Below are 19,495 nucleotides of genomic sequence, written 5' to 3'. Positions count from 1 at the left end.
CTTAGCCCTGTGTTGCGAGCAGCGCGCTGCGCTCGCCCTCGGTACGCTCAACCACGTCCCGTGGGATGTAGAAATCGCGCTTGTAGTTGAACGTATGCCCGATCGCGACCGCCAGTATGGCGACGAAGGACAGGCCCGCCAGCCACCATATGTACCAGATCATCCCGACCGAGAAGGCGACCGACAGGCCCGCAATGATGATGCCGGTGCCGGTGTTGGACGGCATGTGGATGGGGGCATAGCCGGTCAGCGGACGCTCATAGCCGCGCTTCTTCATGTCCGCCCAGGCATCGCCATCATGGATGACCGGGGTGAAGGCGAAATTATAGTCGGGCGGAGGCGAACTGGTCGCCCATTCGAGCGTGCGGCCGTCCCACGGATCGCCGGTCGTGTCACGCAACTGGTCGCGATTCTTGATGCTGACGGCGAACTGGATGAGCATGCAGGCGATGCCCCCGCGATCATCACCGCGCCCAGCGCCGCGATCTGGAACCAGATTTGCAGGCTGGGATCATCGAACACGCGCATCCGGCGGGTGACGCCCATCAGGCCCAGCACATAGAGCGGCATGAAGGCGACCCAGAAGCCCACGACCCACAGCCAGAAGCTGCGCTTGCCCCATGTCGTCTCCAACCGGAAACCAAAGGCCTTGGGCCACCAGTAATTGATCGCCGCGAACAGGCCGAACAGGACGCCGCCGATGATGACATTGTGGAAATGGGCGATCAGGAACAGCGAATTGTGCAGCACGAAATCCGCCGGCGGAACGGCGAGCAGCACGCCGGTCATGCCGCCCACGGTGAAGGTCAGCATGAAGGCGACCGTCCACATCATCGGCAGTTCGTAGCGGATGCGCCCGCGATACATGGTGAACAGCCAGTTAAAGAGCTTGGCCCCGGTGGGGATGGAAATCACCATCGTCGTGATGCCGAAGAAGCTGTTGACGCTGGCGCCCGAACCCATGGTGAAGAAATGGTGCAGCCAGACGAGATAGCTGAGCAGCGCGATGACGATCGTGGCGTAGACCATCGAGCTGTAGCCGAACAAGCGCTTGGACGAGAAAGTGGAGGTGACTTCGCTGAACACGCCGAACAGCGGCAGGATGAGGATATAGACTTCCGGATGGCCCCAGATCCAGATCAGGTTCACATACATCATGGGGTTGCCGCCCATGTCGTTGGTGAAGAAGGCGGTGCCGACATAACGGTCGAGGCTGAGCAGCGCCAGCACGGCGGTCAGCACCGGGAAGGCGGCGACGATCAGGATATTGGCGCAGAGCGACGTCCAGGTGAAGATGGGCAGCTTCATCATCGTCATGCCCGGCGCACGCATCTTGACGATGGTGGCGATCAGGTTGACGCCCGATAGCAGCGTACCGATGCCCGCGATCTGCAAGCCCCAGATATAATAGTCGACGCCTACGCCCGGCGAATAGGCGATGCCCGACAAGGGCGGATAGGCGAGCCAGCCGGTGCGGGCGAATTCGCCCACGAACAGCGACATCATGACGATGACGGCGCCCGCCGTCGTCATCCAGAAGCTGAAATTGTTGAGGAAAGGAAAGCTGACGTCGCGCGCGCCGATCTGGAGCGGGACGATATAGTTCATGATCCCCGTGATCATCGGCATCGCGACGAAGAAGATCATGATGACGCCATGCGCCGTGAAAATCTGGTCGTAATGATGGGAATTCAGATAGCCTTCGGAACCGTTGAAGGCCATCGCCTGCTGAAGCCGCATCATGATCGCGTCGGCAAAGCCGCGCAGGAACATGATCAGTCCCAGGACCATGTACATGATGCCGATGCGCTTATGGTCGACGGTGGTGAACCAGTCGCGCCACAACATGCCCCACAGCCGATATTTGGTGATGAGGCCCAGCACCACCGCGCCGCCCAGCGCGACCATCACGAAGGTGCCGACGACGATCGGCTCATGCAGCGGGAGCGAACTCCAGTCGAGTCGACCGAAGATCAGCTTCCAGATGCCGCTATTTTCGGAGGCGGGATGCGGGGACATGGACGTTAGGGCCTTGAAAGGGGGAAGGGGGTGTTGGCTCGGAATTGATCCTCCCCTGCAAGGGGAGGTGGCAGGGCGAAGCCCTGACGGAGGGGTGTCGCCCTATCGTGAGGGCGACACCCCTCCACCGGCTCCGCCGGTCCCCCTCCCCTTGCAGGGGAGGAATGAACATCACATGCCATGGCCACCCCCATGCCCCTCATGATCCTGCTGCCCCGGCGCTTGGTTGCCGCGCTCGGCGGGGGTGCGTTCGGCGGCGGGCGTCATGCCTGCGGGCTGCGCGATCTCCCCCTTCTTGCCGGGTTCGACCGGGTGATAGCCGCCTACGTCGATGGTGCCGTCATGGCGCAGGCCAGCCGTGTCGCGGGCCGATTCCTTGCCCGCCCCGCCTAGGGCGTCGGTCATCATGATCTGGTCCATGCAGCGCTTGCCCGGTTGCACGCACATATTGAGCGCGGCGTGGAACAGGCGGGGTTCGACGCTGGCGAAATAGATCGGCTTCACCTTTTCGCTGGGCTGTTCCAGCTTCACGTAGGTGGCGCGGTCCAGCCTCTGGCCGCTGGCCTTCACGCGGGCGACCCACTGGTCAAAGCCGCGCTGGTCCATGGCGTGGAATTTGAAGCGCATGTTGGAAAAGCCGGCGCCCGAATAGTTGGCGGAAAAGCCGTCGAAGGTGCCGGGCCGGTTGGCGACCGCGTGCAGGCTGGTCTGCATTGCCGGCATGGCATAGATCTGCCCGGCGAGCGCGGGCACGAAAAAGCTGTTCATGATCGATGCGGACGTGATCTTGAATTCGATCGGCTGGTCGATCGGCGCGGCCAGTTCATTGACTGTGGCGATCCCCAGTTCCGGATAGATGAACAGCCATTTCCAGTCGAGCGCGACGACTTCGACCTGCAGGCGCTTTGCCGCCGGATCGACCTTGCGCTGCGGGTCGAGCCGTTCGACCGGGCGATAGGGGTCGAGCAGATGGGTGCTGGTCCAGGTGACCGCACCCAGCGCGATGATGATCAGCAGCGGCGCGGACCAGATCAGCAATTCCAGGCTGGTCGAATGGTCCCAGTCGGGGTCATAATCGGCGGCCTGCGCCTTTGCGCGATATTTCCAGGCGAACCAGGCGATCGTGCCCATCACTGGCACCACGATCAGCAGCATCAGCGCGGTCGCGATGAGGATGAGGTCGCGTTGCTGCATTGCAACGTCGCCCGACGGGGCCATGACCACCCAGTTGCACGCCCCCAGCGGCAGCAGCAGAACGGGCGCGAATCGGCGCAGAATTGCGCGGCTTTTGGCGGGCGGTCGAGCGATCATGGCCTCCGTCTAGTCAGGAAGTTACCGGGGCGACATTGGACCTTTTGTCCTATCCCTGTGCGGTTGCGAAATAGGGCATGGGTCTATTTGACAAGCCGATGATTCGCCATGCAACGAAGTAGGGCGAACAATCGTTCCCGCAGCATGAAGGCCCTTTTCACGCCATGACATCCGCGACGACAACGCCCAACAAGACGCAGGCGGAGCATGACGTGCGCAATCTTCATGCGCATGGCGACAAGAAAATCGCGCCGACCGAGATCGCCATTGGCGTCATCATCGGGCGGACGTCGGAATTTTTCGACTTTTTCGTTTATGCCATCGCGTCCTGCATCGTCTTTCCCGCCCATGTGTTCCCCTATCTGTCGCCGCTGCAGGGCACGCTCTGGTCCTTCGCCATCTTTGCGCTCGCCTTTGTGAGCCGGCCGATCGGGTCGGTCATCTTCATGGCGATCGACCGCGCCTATGGCCGCGGGGTGAAGCTGACCATCGCGCTGTTCCTGCTTGGCGGATCGACCGCGGCTATCGCGTTCCTGCCCGGCTACGCGACGATCGGCCATTGGTCGGCCGTGCTGCTGGCGCTGTTCCGCGCGGGGCAGGGGGTGGCGCTGGGCGGCACCTGGGATGGTCTTGCATCCTTGCTCTCGCTCAACGCGCCGCAGAGCAAGCGCGGCTGGTACGCCATGATGCCGCAACTGGGTGCGCCGCTGGCGCTGATGGTGACGGCGGGCCTGTTCGCCTTCTTCCTGTCGACCTTGTCGCGCGCCGATTTCCTCGATTGGGGCTGGCGCTATCCTTTCTTCGTGGCGTTCGCGATCAATGTGGTGGCTTTGTTCGCGCGGTTGCGGATCGTGGTGACGGAGGAGTTTTCGCGCCTGTATGAAAAGCGCGAGCTTCAGCCTTCGCTGGTCATCCCGACCGTGCGCAGCGAAGGGCGCAACATCGTCATCGGCGCTTTTGCCCCGCTGGCCAGTTTCGCGCTGTTCCACATGGTCACCGTGTTTCCGCTGTCGTGGATCGCGCTCTACACCGACCAGCCGCTGGAGCGCTTTCTGGTGATCGAGGTGATCGGCGCGTTTGTCGGCGTGCTGGCGATCATCGTCTCCGGCTTCGTTGCCGACATGATCGGGCGCCGCCGGTTGCTGGGCTTTTCGGCGGTCGGCATCGGCTTTTTCGCGGTCGCCGCGCCGCTGCTGCTGAATGGCGGCGATCTGGGCGAGGTCGCCTTCATGGTGCTGGGCTTCATCCTGCTTGGCCTCAGCTTTGGCCAGTCGTCGGGCGTGGTAGCCTCCAATTTCCGTACCGCGACCCGCTATACCGGGTCGGCGCTGACGTCGGATCTTGCCTGGCTAGTGGGGGCGGGCTTTGCCCCGCTGGTCGCGCTGGCGATTTCCGCCGAGTTCGGGCTGGCGGCGTCGGGCGCCTATCTGCTGTCGGGTGCGGTCGTCACCGGCCTGGCGCTGTTCGTGAACAAGGAACTGGCGGGCAAGGATCGCTAACCCGTTTGCCAGCCCAGGCGGGCGGCGGAGCTTAGAGCGCGTCCCGCATCCGGGCCAATGCCTTGCGGTCGAACCAGGCGCTGATGCCGCCGCGCGGGCGGAAGCGGGGGAGCCAGTCGGGGTAGAGGCTGGAAAGGCGCGGGGGCAGGCCGTCCGGTCCCTGCCGCGTCATGATGTCCGACACGATCCGGTTCTGGAAGAAGCGGACCGAATAGTTAATCAGCCTCTTATACTGCATCGTCCAGGTGGACGGACGGGTCAGGCTGACCTGTTCGCAGGCAAAGCCCGCGCCGTCGCAGGCGATCACACGGGTAACGTCCCAGCCGCTATCCTTTTGCAGATCGGTATGCGCCCAGGCCGCGACCAGCCCATCATCGCCAATCAGATCGTCGGGCAGGCGCAGGCCGCGCATGCGGATCGCGCCGACGAAGAGCCCCGACAGCGCGTAGAGATCGCCAAACAGCCCGCCGTCGGCACGCAGATTGCGGCGATAGGTTTGCGCCATCCGGCCATTGACCGGCATACCGGCGGCGGCATTGGCATGGGGGTGGGCGGCAAGGTCCGCCACCAGCGCGTCAATCGACCCGCTCTGTATCTCCGCGTCGCCATCCAGAAAGACGACGGCCTGCTCGCTACCGTTCAGCAGGTCATGGATCAGATGGTTCCAGGTCCGTGACTTGCCGCCCGCGGCAATGTCATGAACGATGACGTTCGATCGCCCGCCCGCCGCTTCCCGCGCCCGCGCCACGGTGGCGTCGGTGGTGCCGTTGACCAGCACATGGAACAGCGTATCCGCCCGGTCGAGCGGCAGCGAGCCAAGGCAGGTGGCGATGCGCTTTTCTTCCTGATGGGCGAAAATGGCGACGGCAACGGTCATGGCGTTTAGCGGAAATCCCAGGCCTGCTGGCCATGCTGGCTGGCGTCGAGGCCGTCGGCTTCTTCCTGCGCGCCCACGCGCATGGGGATGACCATCGACACGATCAGCGCGGCGATGGCGGTGCCGATCATCGCCCAGAGCGCGACGATGGCAAGACCGGCGAGCTGGCTGAGCAGCGCGGCGCTCAGGCTGACCGGCACTTCATAGCCGACCCCGCCCAGCAGCGGCAGGACGAAGATGGGGAGCAGCAGGACGCCGGTGAGGCCGCCCAGTCCGTGCACCACGAATATGCCCGCCGGATCGTCGATCCAGCGCGCCGCCAGCCCGCCGCCGATGCGGCAGACAATTGCTGCAATCACGCCGATCATCATCGCGCCGCCTGTGCCCACCAAAGCGGCGCTGGCCGAAATGGCGGCGATTCCCGCCAGGGCGCCGGACAGGATGCCGGTGGCGCTGGTGCGCGCGCCCAGCAGCCGGTCGAGCAAGGCCCAGAGCAGCGCGGCGGCGCAGGCGGCAAAATGATAGTTCAGGATGGCGGTCGCGGCGTCATCGGTTGCGCCCAGTGCCCAGCCGCCGACCACGCCCGACAGGCCGATCCACAGCAATGCGCCGCCCGCCAGACCGAGTACGGGGGAATGGCCGGGTTCGGAGGCTTCGCGCCGCCGCCCGGCGATCAGGGTCAGAGTCAGCGCGGAAAAGCCCGCAACGCCATGCACGACCAGCCCGCCGGCAAAATCCAGCACGCCAAGGTCGGCGAGCCAGCCGCCGCCCCACACCGCATGGACAGTCGGCGCATAGACCAGCAACAGCCAGAGCGGCGCGAAGCCGATCAGCCAGCCCAGCCGCACCCGTTCCGCAACCGCACCGATCAGCAGACAGGCGGCCAGCAGGGCCAGCGCCATCTGGAACAGGACGAAGGCGGATTCGGGTACGGTCATCCCGTCGCGCAATTGCCCCAGATTGGCGAGCAGCAGGTTCGCGCCGCCGCCCAGCCATGCGCTGCCCGGCGCATAGGCGATGGAATAGCCCGCGATTCCCCAGACCAGCGACACGATCGCAATCACGGCCGCGCCCTGCGTCATCACCGACAGCGCATTGCGCACATTGACCAGCCCCGCATGGCGCAGCATCAGCCCCGGCAATGCGGCCAGCAGCACGAGCAGCGCGCAAAGGATCATCCAGCCGGTATCGCCACTATCGGCAACGGCGACCTGCGCAAAGGCGGGCTGCGGCAGCGCGAGGGCGGCGATCAGGGGCAGGGTCTGGGCAAAACGCATGGGGCATGTTCCGGCTTTAATAATGCGTCGGGGTCTAGCCCGGACGGGGTAAAGACTTCGATAAGCAGGAGCATGGCGTTGACGCGGCGCATTGGCTAGGCTGGGCGACATGAACCCGGACATACGCAATATCGTCATCCTCACCGGCGCGGGGATTTCCGCCGAAAGCGGGCTTGCCACCTTTCGCGGGCCGGACGGATTGTGGGAAGGGCATCGCGTCGAGGATGTCTGCACGCCCGAAGCGATCGCGCGCAATCCCGCGCTGGTGCATCGCTTCTATGACGAGCGGCGCGCGAAGCTGGACGATGTGGCGCCCAATGCCGCGCATGAGGCGCTGGCGGCGCTCGACAGGGCGTGGCCGGGCGAATTGCTGATCGTCACGCAGAATGTCGATGACCTGCATGAACGGGCTGGGGCGAAGCGGCTGATCCACATGCATGGCGCGCTGCGATCGGCGCTGTGCGCGGCGTGCGGGAAGGCGGTGGCGTGGAGCGGATCGCTGCCGCCCGGATCGGTATGCGATGGCTGCGGCAAGCCCAGGCTGCGGCCCGACATCGTGTTCTTTGGCGAAATGCCCTATGAGATGGACGCGATCGACGATGCGCTGCGGCGCGCGGACCTGTTCGTGTCGATCGGCACGTCCGGCGCGGTCTATCCGGCGGCAGGTTTCGTCCAGACCGCCCGCCATGTCGGCGCGCGAACGCTGGAGCTCAATCTCGATCCTTCAGCGGGCAGTTATTATTTCGAGGAAAGCCGGCTGGGACCGGCGAGTGTACTGGTGCCGGAGATGGTGCGGGAGTTGTTGGGGTAGGGGCAGGCTATTGCCCGAGCGGGTTTTGAAACTGATGCGTCCCGGGTGAAATCCCCACATCCGTTCGTTTCGAGCGAAGTCGAGAAACCTGCTCACCACGTTTCTCGACTTCGCTCGAAACGAACGGATCAAGATGTAGGCATCACGCTTCTACATTGGTCCGCCCTGCGCGTCACAAGCCGACCCCATTGTCCGCCATCGCCGGCTCTTCGTCGCGATAGAGCAGCATGACCGAGCCATCCTCGCCCGTGACCGCGCGGATGGGGAGGCTCAGTTGCAGGGCGGAGAGGAATTCGCGGCTGTCGCTGATGCGGAAGCGGCCGCCGATTCGCAGCGCCGACACCCGCGTATCGCCAATCAGGATCGGCGCGGTGCGGTAGCGGTTGAACTCGCCTGCCGCCTGCTCGATGGTTTCACCGTCCAGTTCGACCATCTGTTCGCGCCAGGCCGTGCGCTGGCCAACCAGCTTGGGGTCCAGCCGGGTGAGCGCGATGGTGCGCGGCTGGATCACCGCGCCGCTGCCTGCGCTGACGCGCTTTTGCACATTGTCGCCCGAATGGACGGTGACGGTGCCGTGGGTGACGGTGAGTTCGACGATCGAGGGACGCATCCGCACGTTGAAGGCGGTGCCGACCGCGCGGATGACCGCCGATCGTGCTTCAACGTCGAACGGGCGTTCGGCGTCACGGGCGACATCGAACGAAGCTTCGCCCTTCAGGATGCGCACTTTGCGGCCATTGTCGGTGAAGCGGACTTCGGCTTCGCTGTCGCTGTTGAGGTGCAGGGTCGATCCATCTTCCAGCGCGATGTCGCGGATCTGGCCGATGCCGGTCTGGAAACGCTCCACCCCGCTGAACGTGCGGACGGTGACGATGGCGGCGACGATGAAGAGCATGACCGCGACGGCGGCGGCGACCATGACGTTGCGCGACAGGCGGCGCTGCTGTTCTTCGCTGACGATCTGCGCCAGCGGGGGCAGGGTGACTTCGGCGGCGGCGCTTTTCAGTCGCTCGGCCGCTTCCCATGCTGCTTCGGCACGGGCGAACGCAACGGCGTGGCTGGGGTCAGCCTCTACCCATGCGCAAATTTCGGCTTCGTCCTGCGGGCTGGGATCGCTGTTAAGCCTGGCCAGCAGGCGCGCTGCTTCCGCTTCGATCGCGGCCCTGGTCCCGCAGCTTGATCCTGGCTCCGACCCCTGCACGTTCGAAATCCGTTTCCTCACGTTCTGCCCAGGCCCGCATAACTATCGCGATGGCTTTGGCCAGATGTTTTTCAACAGTAGAAACGGATAGGGACATCTCCTCCGCTATTTCCAGCATGGATTTTTCGTGGATGCGGCGAAGAATGAACACGCGACGGCACTGAGCAGGCAGCGACTCGACGATGACCTGCACCTGACGCAGCGCTTCGCGGGCGTTCAATTGCGCCTCGATCGTATTTTCGCCGCCCAGCAGTTCCAGGTCGGCCATGGTTTCGAAGCTGACCACCTTGTTACGGCGGGCGGTGTCGATGACGAGGTTGCGGGCGATGGTGAAGAGATAGGCGCGGCCTGTCGTCACATTTTCCCAATTTTCCGTCGCATAGGCGCGGGTCATGACTTCGGCGACCATGTCGTCCAGTTCATGGGTGGAGGGCAAAATGCGTCGCAAACGACCGCGCAGTGCTGCTTCCTGTGGCAGGATGACGGTTTTGAACCAATCCAGTTTTGCGCGAACCCTATGCACGTCGACCCCCTATTTTGTCAGCCGCGCCTCTCCGTCATTTCTATTTGTAACAATTCAATCATGCTTGCAGGGGTCTGTCCAGCGGCGGGGCCATCATATTTTAACGATCAACCAAAAAGGTTCCGCAAACTGACATAAAAATTGTGGATATGTTGGCCTATCGGCCGAAAATTGCGCTCAATCCGGCGGCACTTCGGCTGGCGCGCTGTCTGGCTGATCATAATCGGGACCGACCGGCACGATCTCGTCCGGCTCCGTGACCGGCAATTCCTGCGGAGTCGCAGGGGCGGGGGTTTCGGGTGGCGACTGCGGGTCGATAATGTCCGGCGGGGGCACGCCATCGGGGTTGGGCGTGGGGTCGGGCTGGGTGGCCATATCTGCTTCTCTCTGTTAAGGGGGCTGAGAGGTTACGCATGGGTCGTCGCCCCGGTTCCGCGACCCGACTCACTATCCCTTGCCCTTGCCCACGCTTTTCTCTATGCCGCGCCGACCGGCGACCGATGCGGGCGTGGCGAAATTGGTAGACGCGCCAGATTTAGGTTCTGGTATCGCAAGATGTGGGGGTTCGAGTCCCTTCGCCCGCACCAGTATGCCACCTGCGGCAGCGCCACCGAAATTCAGCTGAAGAAAGCGTTTGAGAGAAGAGATGCAGACTGTCGAGACGTTGAACGAAGGCCTTAAGCGCGCCTACACTGTCACCATCACGTCGAAGGATATCGACGCGCGAGTGGACAAGGAAGTGAAAGCCATGGCCCCGCAGGTGCGGATGCCCGGCTTCCGCCCCGGCAAGGTGCCCGCCAATCTCGTCAAGAAAATGCATGGCGAAGCGCTCCAGCGCGACGCGCTCAACAACAGCATTCAGGAAAGCATCCAGAAGCTGATCGCCGACCAGAAGCTGCGTCCCGCGATGCAGCCTTCGGTCGAGCTGGACGAAGGGTTCGAGTTCGGCAAGGACGCGGAAATCAAGGTCGCGCTCGAAGTGCTGCCCGACATCGCGGCGCCCAGCATCGAAGGCATCAAGCTGGAACGGCTGACCGTCGAAGTCGCCGACGCGCAGGTCGATGAGGCCGCGGGCCGCATCGCCACGCAGCAGGGCGCGCTGGAAGAAAAGGGCGACGATCATGTCGCGCAGGACGGCGACACGCTGGTCATCGACTTTCTGGGCAAGGTCGACGGCGAAGCCTTTGAAGGCGGCGCGGCCGAGGACATCAAGCTCAAGCTCGGCTCCGGCCAGTTCATCCCCGGCTTCGAGGAACAGCTGGGCGGCGTGAAGAAGGGCGAGGAAAAGGTCATCGAAGTGACCTTCCCTGAAGATTATGGCGCGGCGCACCTGGCCGGCAAGCTGGCGACCTTCGACATCAAGGTGAAGTCGATCCTGGACGGCGACAAGCCCAAGCTGGACGATGATTTCGCCAAGTCGCTGGGCCTGGAAGGGCTGGACCAGCTCAAGGATCTGCTCAAGGGCCAGATCGAGCAGGAACATAATGGCCTGACCCGCACCCATATGAAGCGCAAGCTGCTTGACCAGCTGGCGTCGGCCCATGACTTCGACGTGCCGCCGAGCATGGTCGAGGCCGAGTTCGAGCAGATCTGGCAGCAGCTTCAGCATGAAGCGAGCCATGAGGAAGATCCGGCCGCCGCGATCGCCGAAATGGAAGCCGAGAAGGAGGATTATCGCGCCATCGCCGTGCGCCGCGTTCGCCTCGGCCTGCTCCTCTCCGAAATCGGCCAGGCCAATGGCGTGACCGTCAGCGACCAGGAAATGAACCGCCTGATCATGCAGGCCGCGCAGCAGTACGGCCCGCAGGACCGTGAGCGTTTCGTGCAATATGTCCGTCAGGACCCGATGGCCGCAGCCCAGCTGCGCGCGCCGCTTTATGAGGACAAGGTCGTCGACTTCCTGTTCGACAAGGCCGAAGTCACCGACCGCGCCGTGACCAAGGAAGAGCTGGAAGCGGCGATCGAAGCCGAAGATGGCGACATCAAGCCCCACGTCCACGGCCCCGATTGCGGCCATGACCATGACGAAAAGCCCAAGGCGAAGAAGGCCGCGTCCAAGAAGGCCGCTGCCGAACCCGCCGCCGAAGCCGAAGCGGTAGCCGAGGAAGCCCCCGCCAAGCCGAAGAAGGCCGCCGCCAAGAAGGCAGCCCCTGCCGCGGCGGAAGCGGACGCGCCGGCCGCAGAGGCCGCTGCCGAGGAAAAGCCCAAGAAGAAGGCTGCTCCCAAGAAGGCCGCTGCCAAGGCTGAATAAGCCCGGCTGAAAAGCGATGGACAAGCGCCCGGCTTCCGACAGGAGGCGCGGGCGCTTTTCATTTCGCCTGCGCCATGGCAGAGGAAATATTAACCCTGTCGGTCCATGCCATCGGGCACGGAAGGCAGCAGGATGCGAAGGCCGATGAAGGAATATCCCGCCATGACCAGCGACAGCGCGCTGGCAGTCCCGCGCATCGCGGTCATCCTGCCCTGTTATAATGAAGCCGGCGCGATCGTGCAGACGGTGCAGGATTTCCGCCGCGCACTGCCCCATGCCGACATCTATGTGTTCGACAATAACAGCAGCGACGGCAGCCCCGAACTGGCGCGCGGCGCTGGCGCGATCGTCCGCCGCGTGACCCAGCAGGGCAAGGGTCATGTCGTGCGCCGCATGTTCGCCGATGTCGATGCCGACATCTATATCATGGCCGATGGCGACGCGACCTACGAGGCCGCTGCCGCCCCCGCGATGGTTGCCGCCATGCTCGACGATAATCTCGACATGGTCGTCGGTTGCCGCAAGTCGGAGGCGGAAGAGGCCTATCGCCCCGGCCATCGCCTGGGCAACTGGGCGCTGACCAGCCTGCTCAAACAATTGTTCGGGCGCAGTTTTACCGACATATTGTCGGGCTATCGCGTCTTTTCCCGCCGCTTCGTCAAAAGCTTTCCGGTGCTGTCGGCCGGGTTCGAGATCGAGACCGAGATCAGCGTTCATGCGCTCGAACTCGCCATGCCGGTCGCCGAAGTCGTCACCGCCTATGGCGCGCGGCCCGAAGGATCGGTCAGCAAGCTTTCCACCTATCGCGACGGCTTTCGCATCCTGCGCACCATCTTCACCCTCTATCGCATCGAGCGGCCGATCCTGTTCTTCGGCGTGATCGCTGCGTTCCTTGTCGCGCTGGGGCTGGGGCTGGCCGCGCCGCTGATCGTGACCTATATGCATACTGGCCTGGTGCCGCGTTTCCCGACCGCCATCCTGGTCACCGGCCTGATGATCCTTGCCACCCTGTCGGGCATGTGCGGGCTTATCCTCGACACGGTGGTGCGCGGGCGGCGGGAGGTGCGGCGGCTGTCCTATCTTGGTTTTCGCGCGCCGTCCGACTTCGCCCGGCGCGACTGAACCGGCTTCCTTCCTGCACGCCCCCCTTGAACCATTTGCCGTTTGTGCCGATGTAGGGGTGGGCAAAAGCACCTGACTGAAAGAGCACAATGACCAACATCATGCATGATCCCATGGCCGCGCTGGTTCCTATCGTTATCGAGCAGTCGAACCGTGGCGAGCGCAGCTTCGACATTTTTTCGCGCCTGTTGCGTGAGCGGATCATCTTCGTGACCGGCCAGGTCGAGGATCATATGGCCTCGCTGATCGTCGCCCAGTTGCTGTTCCTCGAATCGGAAAATCCGAAGAAGGACATCTGGATGTACATCAACTCGCCCGGCGGCGTGGTGACGGCGGGCATGGCGATCCACGACACGATGAAATATATCCGGCCACAGGTCGGCACGGTGTGCATCGGCCAGGCGGCGTCGATGGGCAGCTTCCTGCTGGCGGCCGGTGAACCGGGCAAGCGGATCGCGCTGGGCAATGCCCGCATCATGGTCCACCAGCCATCGGGCGGCGCGCAGGGCATGGCGAGCGACATCGAGATCCAGGCCAAGGAAATCCTGCGTATCCGCCGTCGCCTGAACGACCTGTATGTCCAATATACCGGCAGGTCGCTGGAAGAGATCGAGCGGGCGATGGACCGCGACACCTTCCTGGAGGCGGACGAGGCCAAGGCCTTCGGTCTGGTCGATGAAGTGTTCACCAGCCGGCCCGCGCTGCCCGAAGCGAGCGAGACTTAAAGCCCATCTTTACCGGGGCGCGCTACTTTCACCCCTTGTGAAACCGGCGCGCCACGGTCTAGGATGACTATGGACCAGATTACCCGCGCCGGAATGCGGTTTTGGTGATTGTTGAACCGGCAGGGAAGAAAGATTGGCGAATGACTAAGCTTACCGGCTCCGATTCCAAGAGCACGCTCTATTGCTCCTTCTGCGGCAAGTCGCAGCATGAAGTGCGCAAGCTGATCGCTGGGCCGACCGTGTTCATCTGCGATGAGTGCGTCGAGCTGTGCAACGACATCATCCGCGAGGAGACCAAGGGCGGTCTCGTCGGCAAGAAGGATGGCGGCGTACCGACCCCGCAGGAAATCTGCGATGTGCTGGACGATTATGTGATCGGCCAGAACCGGGCGAAGCGCGTACTGTCCGTCGCGGTCCATAACCATTACAAGCGGCTGAACCATGGCAGCAAGCCGGGCGAGGTCGAGCTGGCCAAGTCCAACATCCTGCTGGTCGGCCCGACCGGCTGCGGCAAGACGCTGCTGGCGCAGACGCTGGCCAAGACGTTCGACGTGCCCTTCACCATGGCCGATGCGACGACGCTGACCGAAGCGGGCTATGTCGGCGAGGATGTGGAAAACATCATCCTCAAGCTGCTTCAGGCGTCGGACTATAATGTCGAGAAGGCGCAGCGCGGCATCGTCTATATCGACGAGATCGACAAGATCAGCCGCAAGGCGGAAAACCCCTCCATCACCCGCGACGTATCCGGCGAGGGCGTGCAGCAGGCGTTGCTGAAGCTGATGGAAGGCACCACCGCTTCCGTCCCGCCGCAGGGCGGTCGCAAGCATCCGCAGCAGGAGTTTTTGCAGGTCGACACGACCAACATCCTGTTCATCTGCGGCGGCGCGTTCGCTGGTCTGGAAAAGATCATCGGCGATCGTCTGGAGGCCAAGTCGATCGGCTTTGGCGCCTATGTCGCTGCACCCGAAGAGCGCAAGACGGGCGAGCTGCTACGGCAGAGCGAACCGGAAGATTTGCTGAAATTCGGGCTGATCCCCGAATTTGTCGGTCGTCTGCCGGTCATCGCGACGCTGGAGGATCTGGACGTGTCGGCGCTGGTCAAGATTTTGGGCGAGCCGAAGAACGCGCTGGTCAAGCAATATGGCAAGCTGTTCGAGATGGAGAATGTCGACCTCAGCTTCACCGACGAAGCGCTGGTCGCGATCGCCAAGAAGGCGATCGAACGCAAGACCGGCGCGCGCGGGCTGCGCTCCATCCTCGAAGCGATCCTGCTCGACACCATGTTCGACCTGCCGTCCATGCAGGGCGTGGGCGAAGTGGTGGTCGACAAGGATGTCGTCGCGGGCAAGAAGGAACCGATTCGCGTATTCAGCGAAAACAGCAAGCGAGCCGAAGACGCCGCCTGATCGCAAGGCCAGGCCGGAGACAAAAATGGGGCTGACGGGTGACCGTCGGCCCCTTTTTGTTGGTCCGGTTCCACGCTGACACAAATATTCCTGCTGCGTTGCAAAATTGCACCACCGTCAAATAGTGGACAAAAACTCCTATAAAATGTAATTAAAACAATGGCTTGCGTGATGCGGGCGCCGTGCCTCTCGCGCCATCCTGCTCATCTGTTCGCACCTGTGACAGAGCATGTTGCACATTGTAACAAAAGTGCAGCCATAGCATCACAGGGGCGTCGCCAGAGGCCGTCACAGGCGGCTCCGGCTTCCCAGAAGCACTATCAGGGACGCGCGCTTGTCGTGCGGTTCATCAAAAGGGATTTGGGTCAGATGAAGCATTTGAAAATCTTGCTGGCTGCGGGGGCTGCCTCGGTCAGCCTGTCGGCGGTAATGGTCGCACCTGTCCATGCACAGGAAACGACATCGACCGTGCGCGGCACCGTGACAGCTGATGGCGCGCCAGTCGCGAATGCGACAATCACCATCGTCCATATTCCTTCGGGCACCACCAGCACCGCGACGAGCACGGCTTCGGGCAGCTTCACGGCGTCCGGCCTGCGTATCGGCGGTCCTTTCACGGTGAAGGTCGCAGCCGACGGATACGAAAGCACGGAAGTCACCGACATTTTTACCGTGGCGGCGCAGGCCTATGACCTGCCGATTGCGCTGACGTCGACCGGTGGCACCATCATCGTGACCGCCTCCAGCGTGGTTGGCGCGGGGACCAAGGCGTCTGGACCCACCACCATTCTGACCGCGCAGGACATTGCCCAGGTCGCATCGGTCAATCGTGACATTCGCGACCTTATGCGTCGCGATCCGTTCGCGCGCCTCGACTATGCTGAAGGGTCCGGCCGCGCCGTGTCCTTTGCCGGTCAGAATGCCCGCTTCAACCGCTTCACTATCGATGGTGTTCCCGTCACCGACAATTTCGGTCTGAACCCCGATGGCCTGCCAACCCGTCGTTCGCCGGTGCCGCTGGACGCCATTGCCCAGTTCCAGACGCGCGTTGCGCCTTACGACGTGCGTGAAGGCAATTTCCAGGGCGGTACGATCAACGCTATTCTGAAGTCGGGAACCAACGAATTCCACGGCACTGGTTTCTATGCCTATTCGTCGGACAATCTGACCGGCAAAAAAACCAAGGCTGGTCCGGGCGTGCCCACTGGTCGGGTCACATTGCCGAATTTCAAATATGAAAATTATGGGGCCGAACTTTCCGGTCCGATCATCAAGGACAGGCTGTTCTTCATGATCGCAGGTGAGCGTATCCGTGCGGGCTTGCCAATCGCGGAAGGCACCGCGGGCGACAATGCCGGGACGGTCATTCCCAACATCACCGATGCGCAGGTCGCCCAGATTCAGGGCATCGCGCAGTCGCGCTACAATTATGACACCGGCGGCATCCTCAACAACTCCAACGACCGTGACGATCGTCTGGTGGCCCGTATCGACGCCAACCTGTCCGATACGCAACGCGCGTCCATTACGTACATGTACACCAAGGATTCGATCCAGTTTAACCAGAACACCTTTGCCACCGGTAACCCCGGTCTGGGACTGGAATCCAACGGTTATATTTCGTCGAACCAGTTGCATACCGGCGTGTTCCAGTTGAACTCGGAATGGAGCGACGAGTTCTCGACCGAAGTGCGCGGCTTCTACAAGGATTATAAGCGCGGCCAGGATCCGGTGATGGGTCGCGGTTTCGCCCAGTTCCAGGTTTGCACCGCGCCGACTTCGGATCGCACTGCGCCTGGCTCCGCAGGGTCCGGTGCATCAACTGCATGTCAGCCCGGCTTCGGTACGGTCAGCTTCGGTCCGGACGTATCCCGCCAGTCCAACGCGCTGACCAGCCGCACCTATGGCGGGATGGTGCAGGGGCGCCTGACCCGTGGCGATCATGATCTGCGCGTGTTCGGTGAATTTTCCGACACCAAGATTTTCAACCTGTTCCTGCAACGGACCGCAGGCGATTATTATTTCGACTCGATCGCCGATTTCGAGGCCGGCAATGCGCAGCGTATGCGCTACCAGAATGCCGTGCCCTCGCTTAACCCCGATGATGCGGCTGCGCGTTTCCGCTATCAGACCTACACTTTCGGCATCCAGGACACCTGGCGGATCAACGACATGCTGACGCTGGCCTATGGCGCGCGTTATGACTTGTATGGCGGCAATAGCCGTCCGGCGCTCAACCAGAATTTCGTTAATCGCTATGGTTTCACAAACACCGCTTATGTCGACGGTCGTGGTATCTTCCAGCCGCGCGTCGGCCTGAATTTCAAGCCGACCAGCGACCTGTCGATCCGTGCGGGCGGGGGCATCTTCTCCGGCGGTTCGCCTGACGTCTATGTCTCCAACAGCTTTTCGAACACCGGGTTCCTGTCCAACAGCATCGACGTGCGTCGTAACAATGATGGTTCGGTCACAGGCACGTCGCTGGCCAACGGCGACGCGATCCTGAACGGGGTCAACGGGACGACGATCCCGACCGCAGCCAACACGCTGGTGTCAAGTGCTGCTTCTTCGGCAACCGCGCCGGTCAACGCCCTGGATCACAAGTTCAAGATTCCGTCGCAATGGCGGGGCACGATTTCGGCAGACTGGACGCCGCGTGACACATTCCTGGGCAATGGCTGGAATTTCGGTGCGGATCTGTTCTATTCCGCTGTTCGCAATCAGGTGTTCTTCACCGATTTGCGTGTAGTGCCGACCGCTTCGCGGACCCCCGACGGTCGCATTCGTTACGCACCAGTCACGAGCTTTGCTGACACCAACAACGATCTGTTCCTTACCAACACAACGAAGGGGCGCAGCTACATCGCGGTTGCCCGGGTCGACAAGAGCTTTGATTTCGGGCTCGACCTTGGTTTCAGCTACACTTGGCAGGACGTGACCGATCAGGCGCCAGCCACATCGTCGACGGCATCATCCAACTATGCCAACGGCGCGTTCCTGGACGCGAACGGCGCCGCTGTCGGCACGTCGAATGACGAAGTGAAGCATAATTTCAAATATCGCCTCAACTTCAGCCATGCTTTCTTCGGCGATTACAAGACCAACTTTGCCCTGTTCGGCGAAACCCGCATCGGCCGCCCCTACAGCTATACGATGCAGGATGTCTCCAACGCACGTAGCGGGATATTCGGCACCACGGGTAGCAATTCGCGTTACCTTCTCTACGTGCCGACTGGTCCAAACGATCCGCTTGTGTCCTACGACAGTGCCGCGACGCAGAACTATCTGGAAGGGCTGATCACGACCACTGGTCTTGGCAAATTCCGAGGACAGATTGCACCGCGTAATGCCTTTAACGCCAAGTGGTTTACCAAGATCGATTTGCATATCGATCAGGAAGTCCCGACTGGTCTGGGCAATTCGCGTATCACCTTGTTCGCGGACATCGAGAATTTCACGAACTTCCTGAACAAGAAATGGGGTCAGCTTCGCGAATATTCTTTCCCCTACAATGTGATCGCGGTTCGCGCCCAGTGCCTGACGACGCCAGTTGCGACCGGAACGGCCCCAACCGGCGCGCAGGGAGCTACCAGCACCGCCCAAGCCTGTGCGCAGTATCGGTATAACGCGCCGACTGCGACGCCGACCGACACGATCTATTCGCGTCAGTCGCTCTACACCATTCGTGTGGGCGCTCGTTTTACCTTCTGATCGCAAAGATCATCGACAAAAGCGAAAGGGCGGGGCGCAATCCCCGCCCTTTTCATTTGAGGCAAGCATCCAGCCCGTCGCGCTGTACCACGCCGATCCGTGCGGCGATCGTGTTGCCGTAGCGGCGGGTGAAGCCGCTGGGGGCGATGGCGGCGCGGCGTTTGGGGAGGGGGAGGACGGCGGCGATCCGCGCCGCTTCTGCCCGGCTCAACCGGTCCGCGCCATGGCGAAAATAGCGGATGGCGCCCGCCTGCACACCATAGGTGCCGATGCCGGTTTCCGCGACGTTCAGATAGACTTCCATGATCCGCCGCTTGCCCCAGATCGCCTCGATCAACATGGTGAACCAGGCTTCGAACCCCTTGCGGACGAAGCCGCCGCCCTGCCACAGGAACACATTTTTCGCGGTCTGCTGGCTGATCGTGGATCCGCCGCGTACGCGGCCGCCGCTTGCGTTATGGATTGCCGCCTTGGCGATGGCGTCGACGTCGAAGCCGTGATGGGCGCAGAATTTGCCGTCCTCCGCCGCGATCGCCGCGCGCGCCATGTCCGGGTCAATCTCGTCCAGGCTCACCCAGTCCTTGGTGATGCCATTGGGATCGAGCAGCATCGTCATCGTCACTGGCGGGGGCACGAAGCGGTAGAGCGTCACCATCAGCAGCGAGAGGATGACGAAGCCGATCAGCAGTTTGAGCGGGATGCTGATCCAGCGGGAACGGCGGCGGGCAGAGGGGGTTTTGGCGGTCATGCCGCCAGCGT

At 62.6% G+C, this 19,495-nt stretch carries 14 protein-coding genes, 1 tRNA gene and 1 pseudogene; 8 read left to right on the top strand and 8 right to left on the bottom strand.

The window, feature by feature from the left end:
• Position 1: 1 nt before the first annotated feature.
• Positions 2 to 2,019: pseudogene (cyoB, locus tag CJD35_RS00765) on the bottom strand (cytochrome o ubiquinol oxidase subunit I).
• Positions 2,020 to 2,190: 171 nt separating this feature from the next.
• Complete coding sequence (gene cyoA / locus CJD35_RS00760; RefSeq protein ID WP_017184232.1) at positions 2,191 to 3,330, bottom strand: ubiquinol oxidase subunit II; 1,140 nt, start codon at positions 3,328 to 3,330, stop codon at positions 2,191 to 2,193.
• 164 nt (positions 3,331 to 3,494) lie between these two features.
• Here cyoA and CJD35_RS00755 point away from each other — a divergent pair, with 164 nt between their 5' ends.
• On the top strand, positions 3,495 to 4,829 hold the full coding sequence (locus CJD35_RS00755; protein ID WP_017184231.1) for an MFS transporter: 1,335 nt from the start codon (positions 3,495 to 3,497) through the stop codon (positions 4,827 to 4,829).
• Between the two features lie 31 nt (positions 4,830 to 4,860).
• On the opposite strand, the gene CJD35_RS00750 is transcribed toward CJD35_RS00755, so the two are convergent.
• A complete protein-coding gene (locus CJD35_RS00750; RefSeq protein WP_017184230.1) occupies positions 4,861 to 5,706 on the bottom strand; it encodes a glycosyltransferase family 2 protein in 846 nt (281 codons plus the stop codon).
• Between the two features lie 5 nt (positions 5,707 to 5,711).
• A complete protein-coding gene (locus tag CJD35_RS00745; RefSeq protein WP_017184229.1) occupies positions 5,712 to 6,983 on the bottom strand; it encodes an ammonium transporter in 1,272 nt (423 codons plus the stop codon).
• Positions 6,984 to 7,092: 109 nt separating this feature from the next.
• On the opposite strand from CJD35_RS00745, the gene CJD35_RS00740 reads away from it, so the two are divergent.
• Positions 7,093 to 7,794 carry an NAD-dependent deacylase gene (locus CJD35_RS00740; protein ID WP_017184228.1) on the top strand — a complete coding sequence of 234 codons (702 nt, stop codon included), beginning with the start codon at positions 7,093 to 7,095 and terminating at the stop codon, positions 7,792 to 7,794.
• Between the two features lie 172 nt (positions 7,795 to 7,966).
• Here the strand turns inward: CJD35_RS00740 and CJD35_RS00735 are convergent, their stop codons facing one another.
• The 3 genes from CJD35_RS00735 to CJD35_RS00725 all read right to left on the bottom strand — a co-directional run bounded on the left by CJD35_RS00735 (position 7,967) and on the right by CJD35_RS00725 (position 9,893).
• Positions 7,967 to 8,995, bottom strand: a complete 1,029-nt coding sequence (locus tag CJD35_RS00735) for a FecR family protein (protein ID WP_017184227.1) — start codon at positions 8,993 to 8,995, stop codon at positions 7,967 to 7,969.
• Positions 8,913 to 9,518, bottom strand: coding sequence for a sigma-70 family RNA polymerase sigma factor (locus CJD35_RS00730; protein WP_017184226.1), 606 nt, complete (start codon positions 9,516 to 9,518; stop codon positions 8,913 to 8,915). Before CJD35_RS00730 ends, CJD35_RS00735 begins: the two co-directional genes overlap by 83 nt.
• 177 nt (positions 9,519 to 9,695) lie before the next feature.
• A complete protein-coding gene (locus CJD35_RS00725) occupies positions 9,696 to 9,893 on the bottom strand; it encodes a hypothetical protein (RefSeq protein WP_017184225.1) in 198 nt (65 codons plus the stop codon).
• 127 nt (positions 9,894 to 10,020) lie between these two features.
• Between CJD35_RS00725 and CJD35_RS00720 the strand changes: the two genes are divergently transcribed.
• The 6 genes from CJD35_RS00720 (at position 10,021) to CJD35_RS00695 (ending at position 18,736) form a co-directional block, all read left to right on the top strand.
• Positions 10,021 to 10,105, top strand: a tRNA-Leu gene (locus CJD35_RS00720).
• Between the two features lie 59 nt (positions 10,106 to 10,164).
• Positions 10,165 to 11,769, top strand: a complete 1,605-nt coding sequence (gene tig / locus CJD35_RS00715) for a trigger factor (protein ID WP_017184224.1) — start codon at positions 10,165 to 10,167, stop codon at positions 11,767 to 11,769.
• A gap of 144 nt (positions 11,770 to 11,913) precedes the next feature.
• Positions 11,914 to 12,891, top strand: a complete 978-nt coding sequence (locus CJD35_RS00710) for a glycosyltransferase family 2 protein (RefSeq protein WP_017184223.1) — start codon at positions 11,914 to 11,916, stop codon at positions 12,889 to 12,891.
• Between the two features lie 89 nt (positions 12,892 to 12,980).
• A complete protein-coding gene (gene clpP, locus CJD35_RS00705) occupies positions 12,981 to 13,616 on the top strand; it encodes an ATP-dependent Clp endopeptidase proteolytic subunit ClpP (RefSeq protein WP_017184222.1) in 636 nt (211 codons plus the stop codon).
• A 140-nt stretch (positions 13,617 to 13,756) separates the two neighbouring features.
• On the top strand, positions 13,757 to 15,025 hold the full coding sequence (clpX, locus tag CJD35_RS00700; protein WP_017184221.1) for an ATP-dependent Clp protease ATP-binding subunit ClpX: 1,269 nt from the start codon (positions 13,757 to 13,759) through the stop codon (positions 15,023 to 15,025).
• Between the two features lie 369 nt (positions 15,026 to 15,394).
• Entirely contained in the window at positions 15,395 to 18,736 is a 3,342-nt protein-coding gene (locus CJD35_RS00695; RefSeq protein WP_017184220.1) for a TonB-dependent receptor, read from the top strand.
• 52 nt (positions 18,737 to 18,788) lie between these two features.
• On the opposite strand, the gene mtgA is transcribed toward CJD35_RS00695, so the two are convergent.
• Complete coding sequence (gene mtgA, locus CJD35_RS00690) at positions 18,789 to 19,484, bottom strand: monofunctional biosynthetic peptidoglycan transglycosylase (protein WP_017184219.1); 696 nt, start codon at positions 19,482 to 19,484, stop codon at positions 18,789 to 18,791.
• Positions 19,485 to 19,495: the final 11 nt, after the last annotated feature.

It is taken from the genome of Sphingobium xenophagum (assembly GCF_002288285.1).
In the GTDB taxonomy this organism is placed as follows: domain Bacteria; phylum Pseudomonadota; class Alphaproteobacteria; order Sphingomonadales; family Sphingomonadaceae; genus Sphingobium; species Sphingobium xenophagum.
This window is presented reverse-complemented; position numbering and strand designations above follow the sequence as displayed.

Excerpts from the sequence above, each read along its gene's own strand:
- mtgA (WP_017184219.1), bottom strand. The coding sequence starts at position 19,484 with ATGACCGCCAAAACCCCCTCTGCCCGCCGCCGTTCCCGCTGGATCAGC.
- CJD35_RS00695 (WP_017184220.1), top strand. The coding sequence starts at position 15,395 with ATGAAGCATTTGAAAATCTTGCTGGCTGCGGGGGCTGCCTCGGTCAGC.
- CJD35_RS00710 (WP_017184223.1), top strand. The coding sequence starts at position 11,914 with ATGAAGGAATATCCCGCCATGACCAGCGACAGCGCGCTGGCAGTCCCG.
- CJD35_RS00755 (WP_017184231.1), top strand. The coding sequence starts at position 3,495 with ATGACATCCGCGACGACAACGCCCAACAAGACGCAGGCGGAGCATGAC.
- cyoA (WP_017184232.1), bottom strand. The coding sequence starts at position 3,330 with ATGATCGCTCGACCGCCCGCCAAAAGCCGCGCAATTCTGCGCCGATTC.
- clpX (WP_017184221.1), top strand. The coding sequence starts at position 13,757 with ATGACTAAGCTTACCGGCTCCGATTCCAAGAGCACGCTCTATTGCTCC.
- CJD35_RS00745 (WP_017184229.1), bottom strand. The coding sequence starts at position 6,983 with ATGCGTTTTGCCCAGACCCTGCCCCTGATCGCCGCCCTCGCGCTGCCG.
- CJD35_RS00725 (WP_017184225.1), bottom strand. The coding sequence starts at position 9,893 with ATGGCCACCCAGCCCGACCCCACGCCCAACCCCGATGGCGTGCCCCCG.
- tig (WP_017184224.1), top strand. The coding sequence starts at position 10,165 with ATGCAGACTGTCGAGACGTTGAACGAAGGCCTTAAGCGCGCCTACACT.
- CJD35_RS00740 (WP_017184228.1), top strand. The coding sequence starts at position 7,093 with ATGAACCCGGACATACGCAATATCGTCATCCTCACCGGCGCGGGGATT.
- CJD35_RS00750 (WP_017184230.1), bottom strand. The coding sequence starts at position 5,706 with ATGACCGTTGCCGTCGCCATTTTCGCCCATCAGGAAGAAAAGCGCATC.
- clpP (WP_017184222.1), top strand. The coding sequence starts at position 12,981 with ATGACCAACATCATGCATGATCCCATGGCCGCGCTGGTTCCTATCGTT.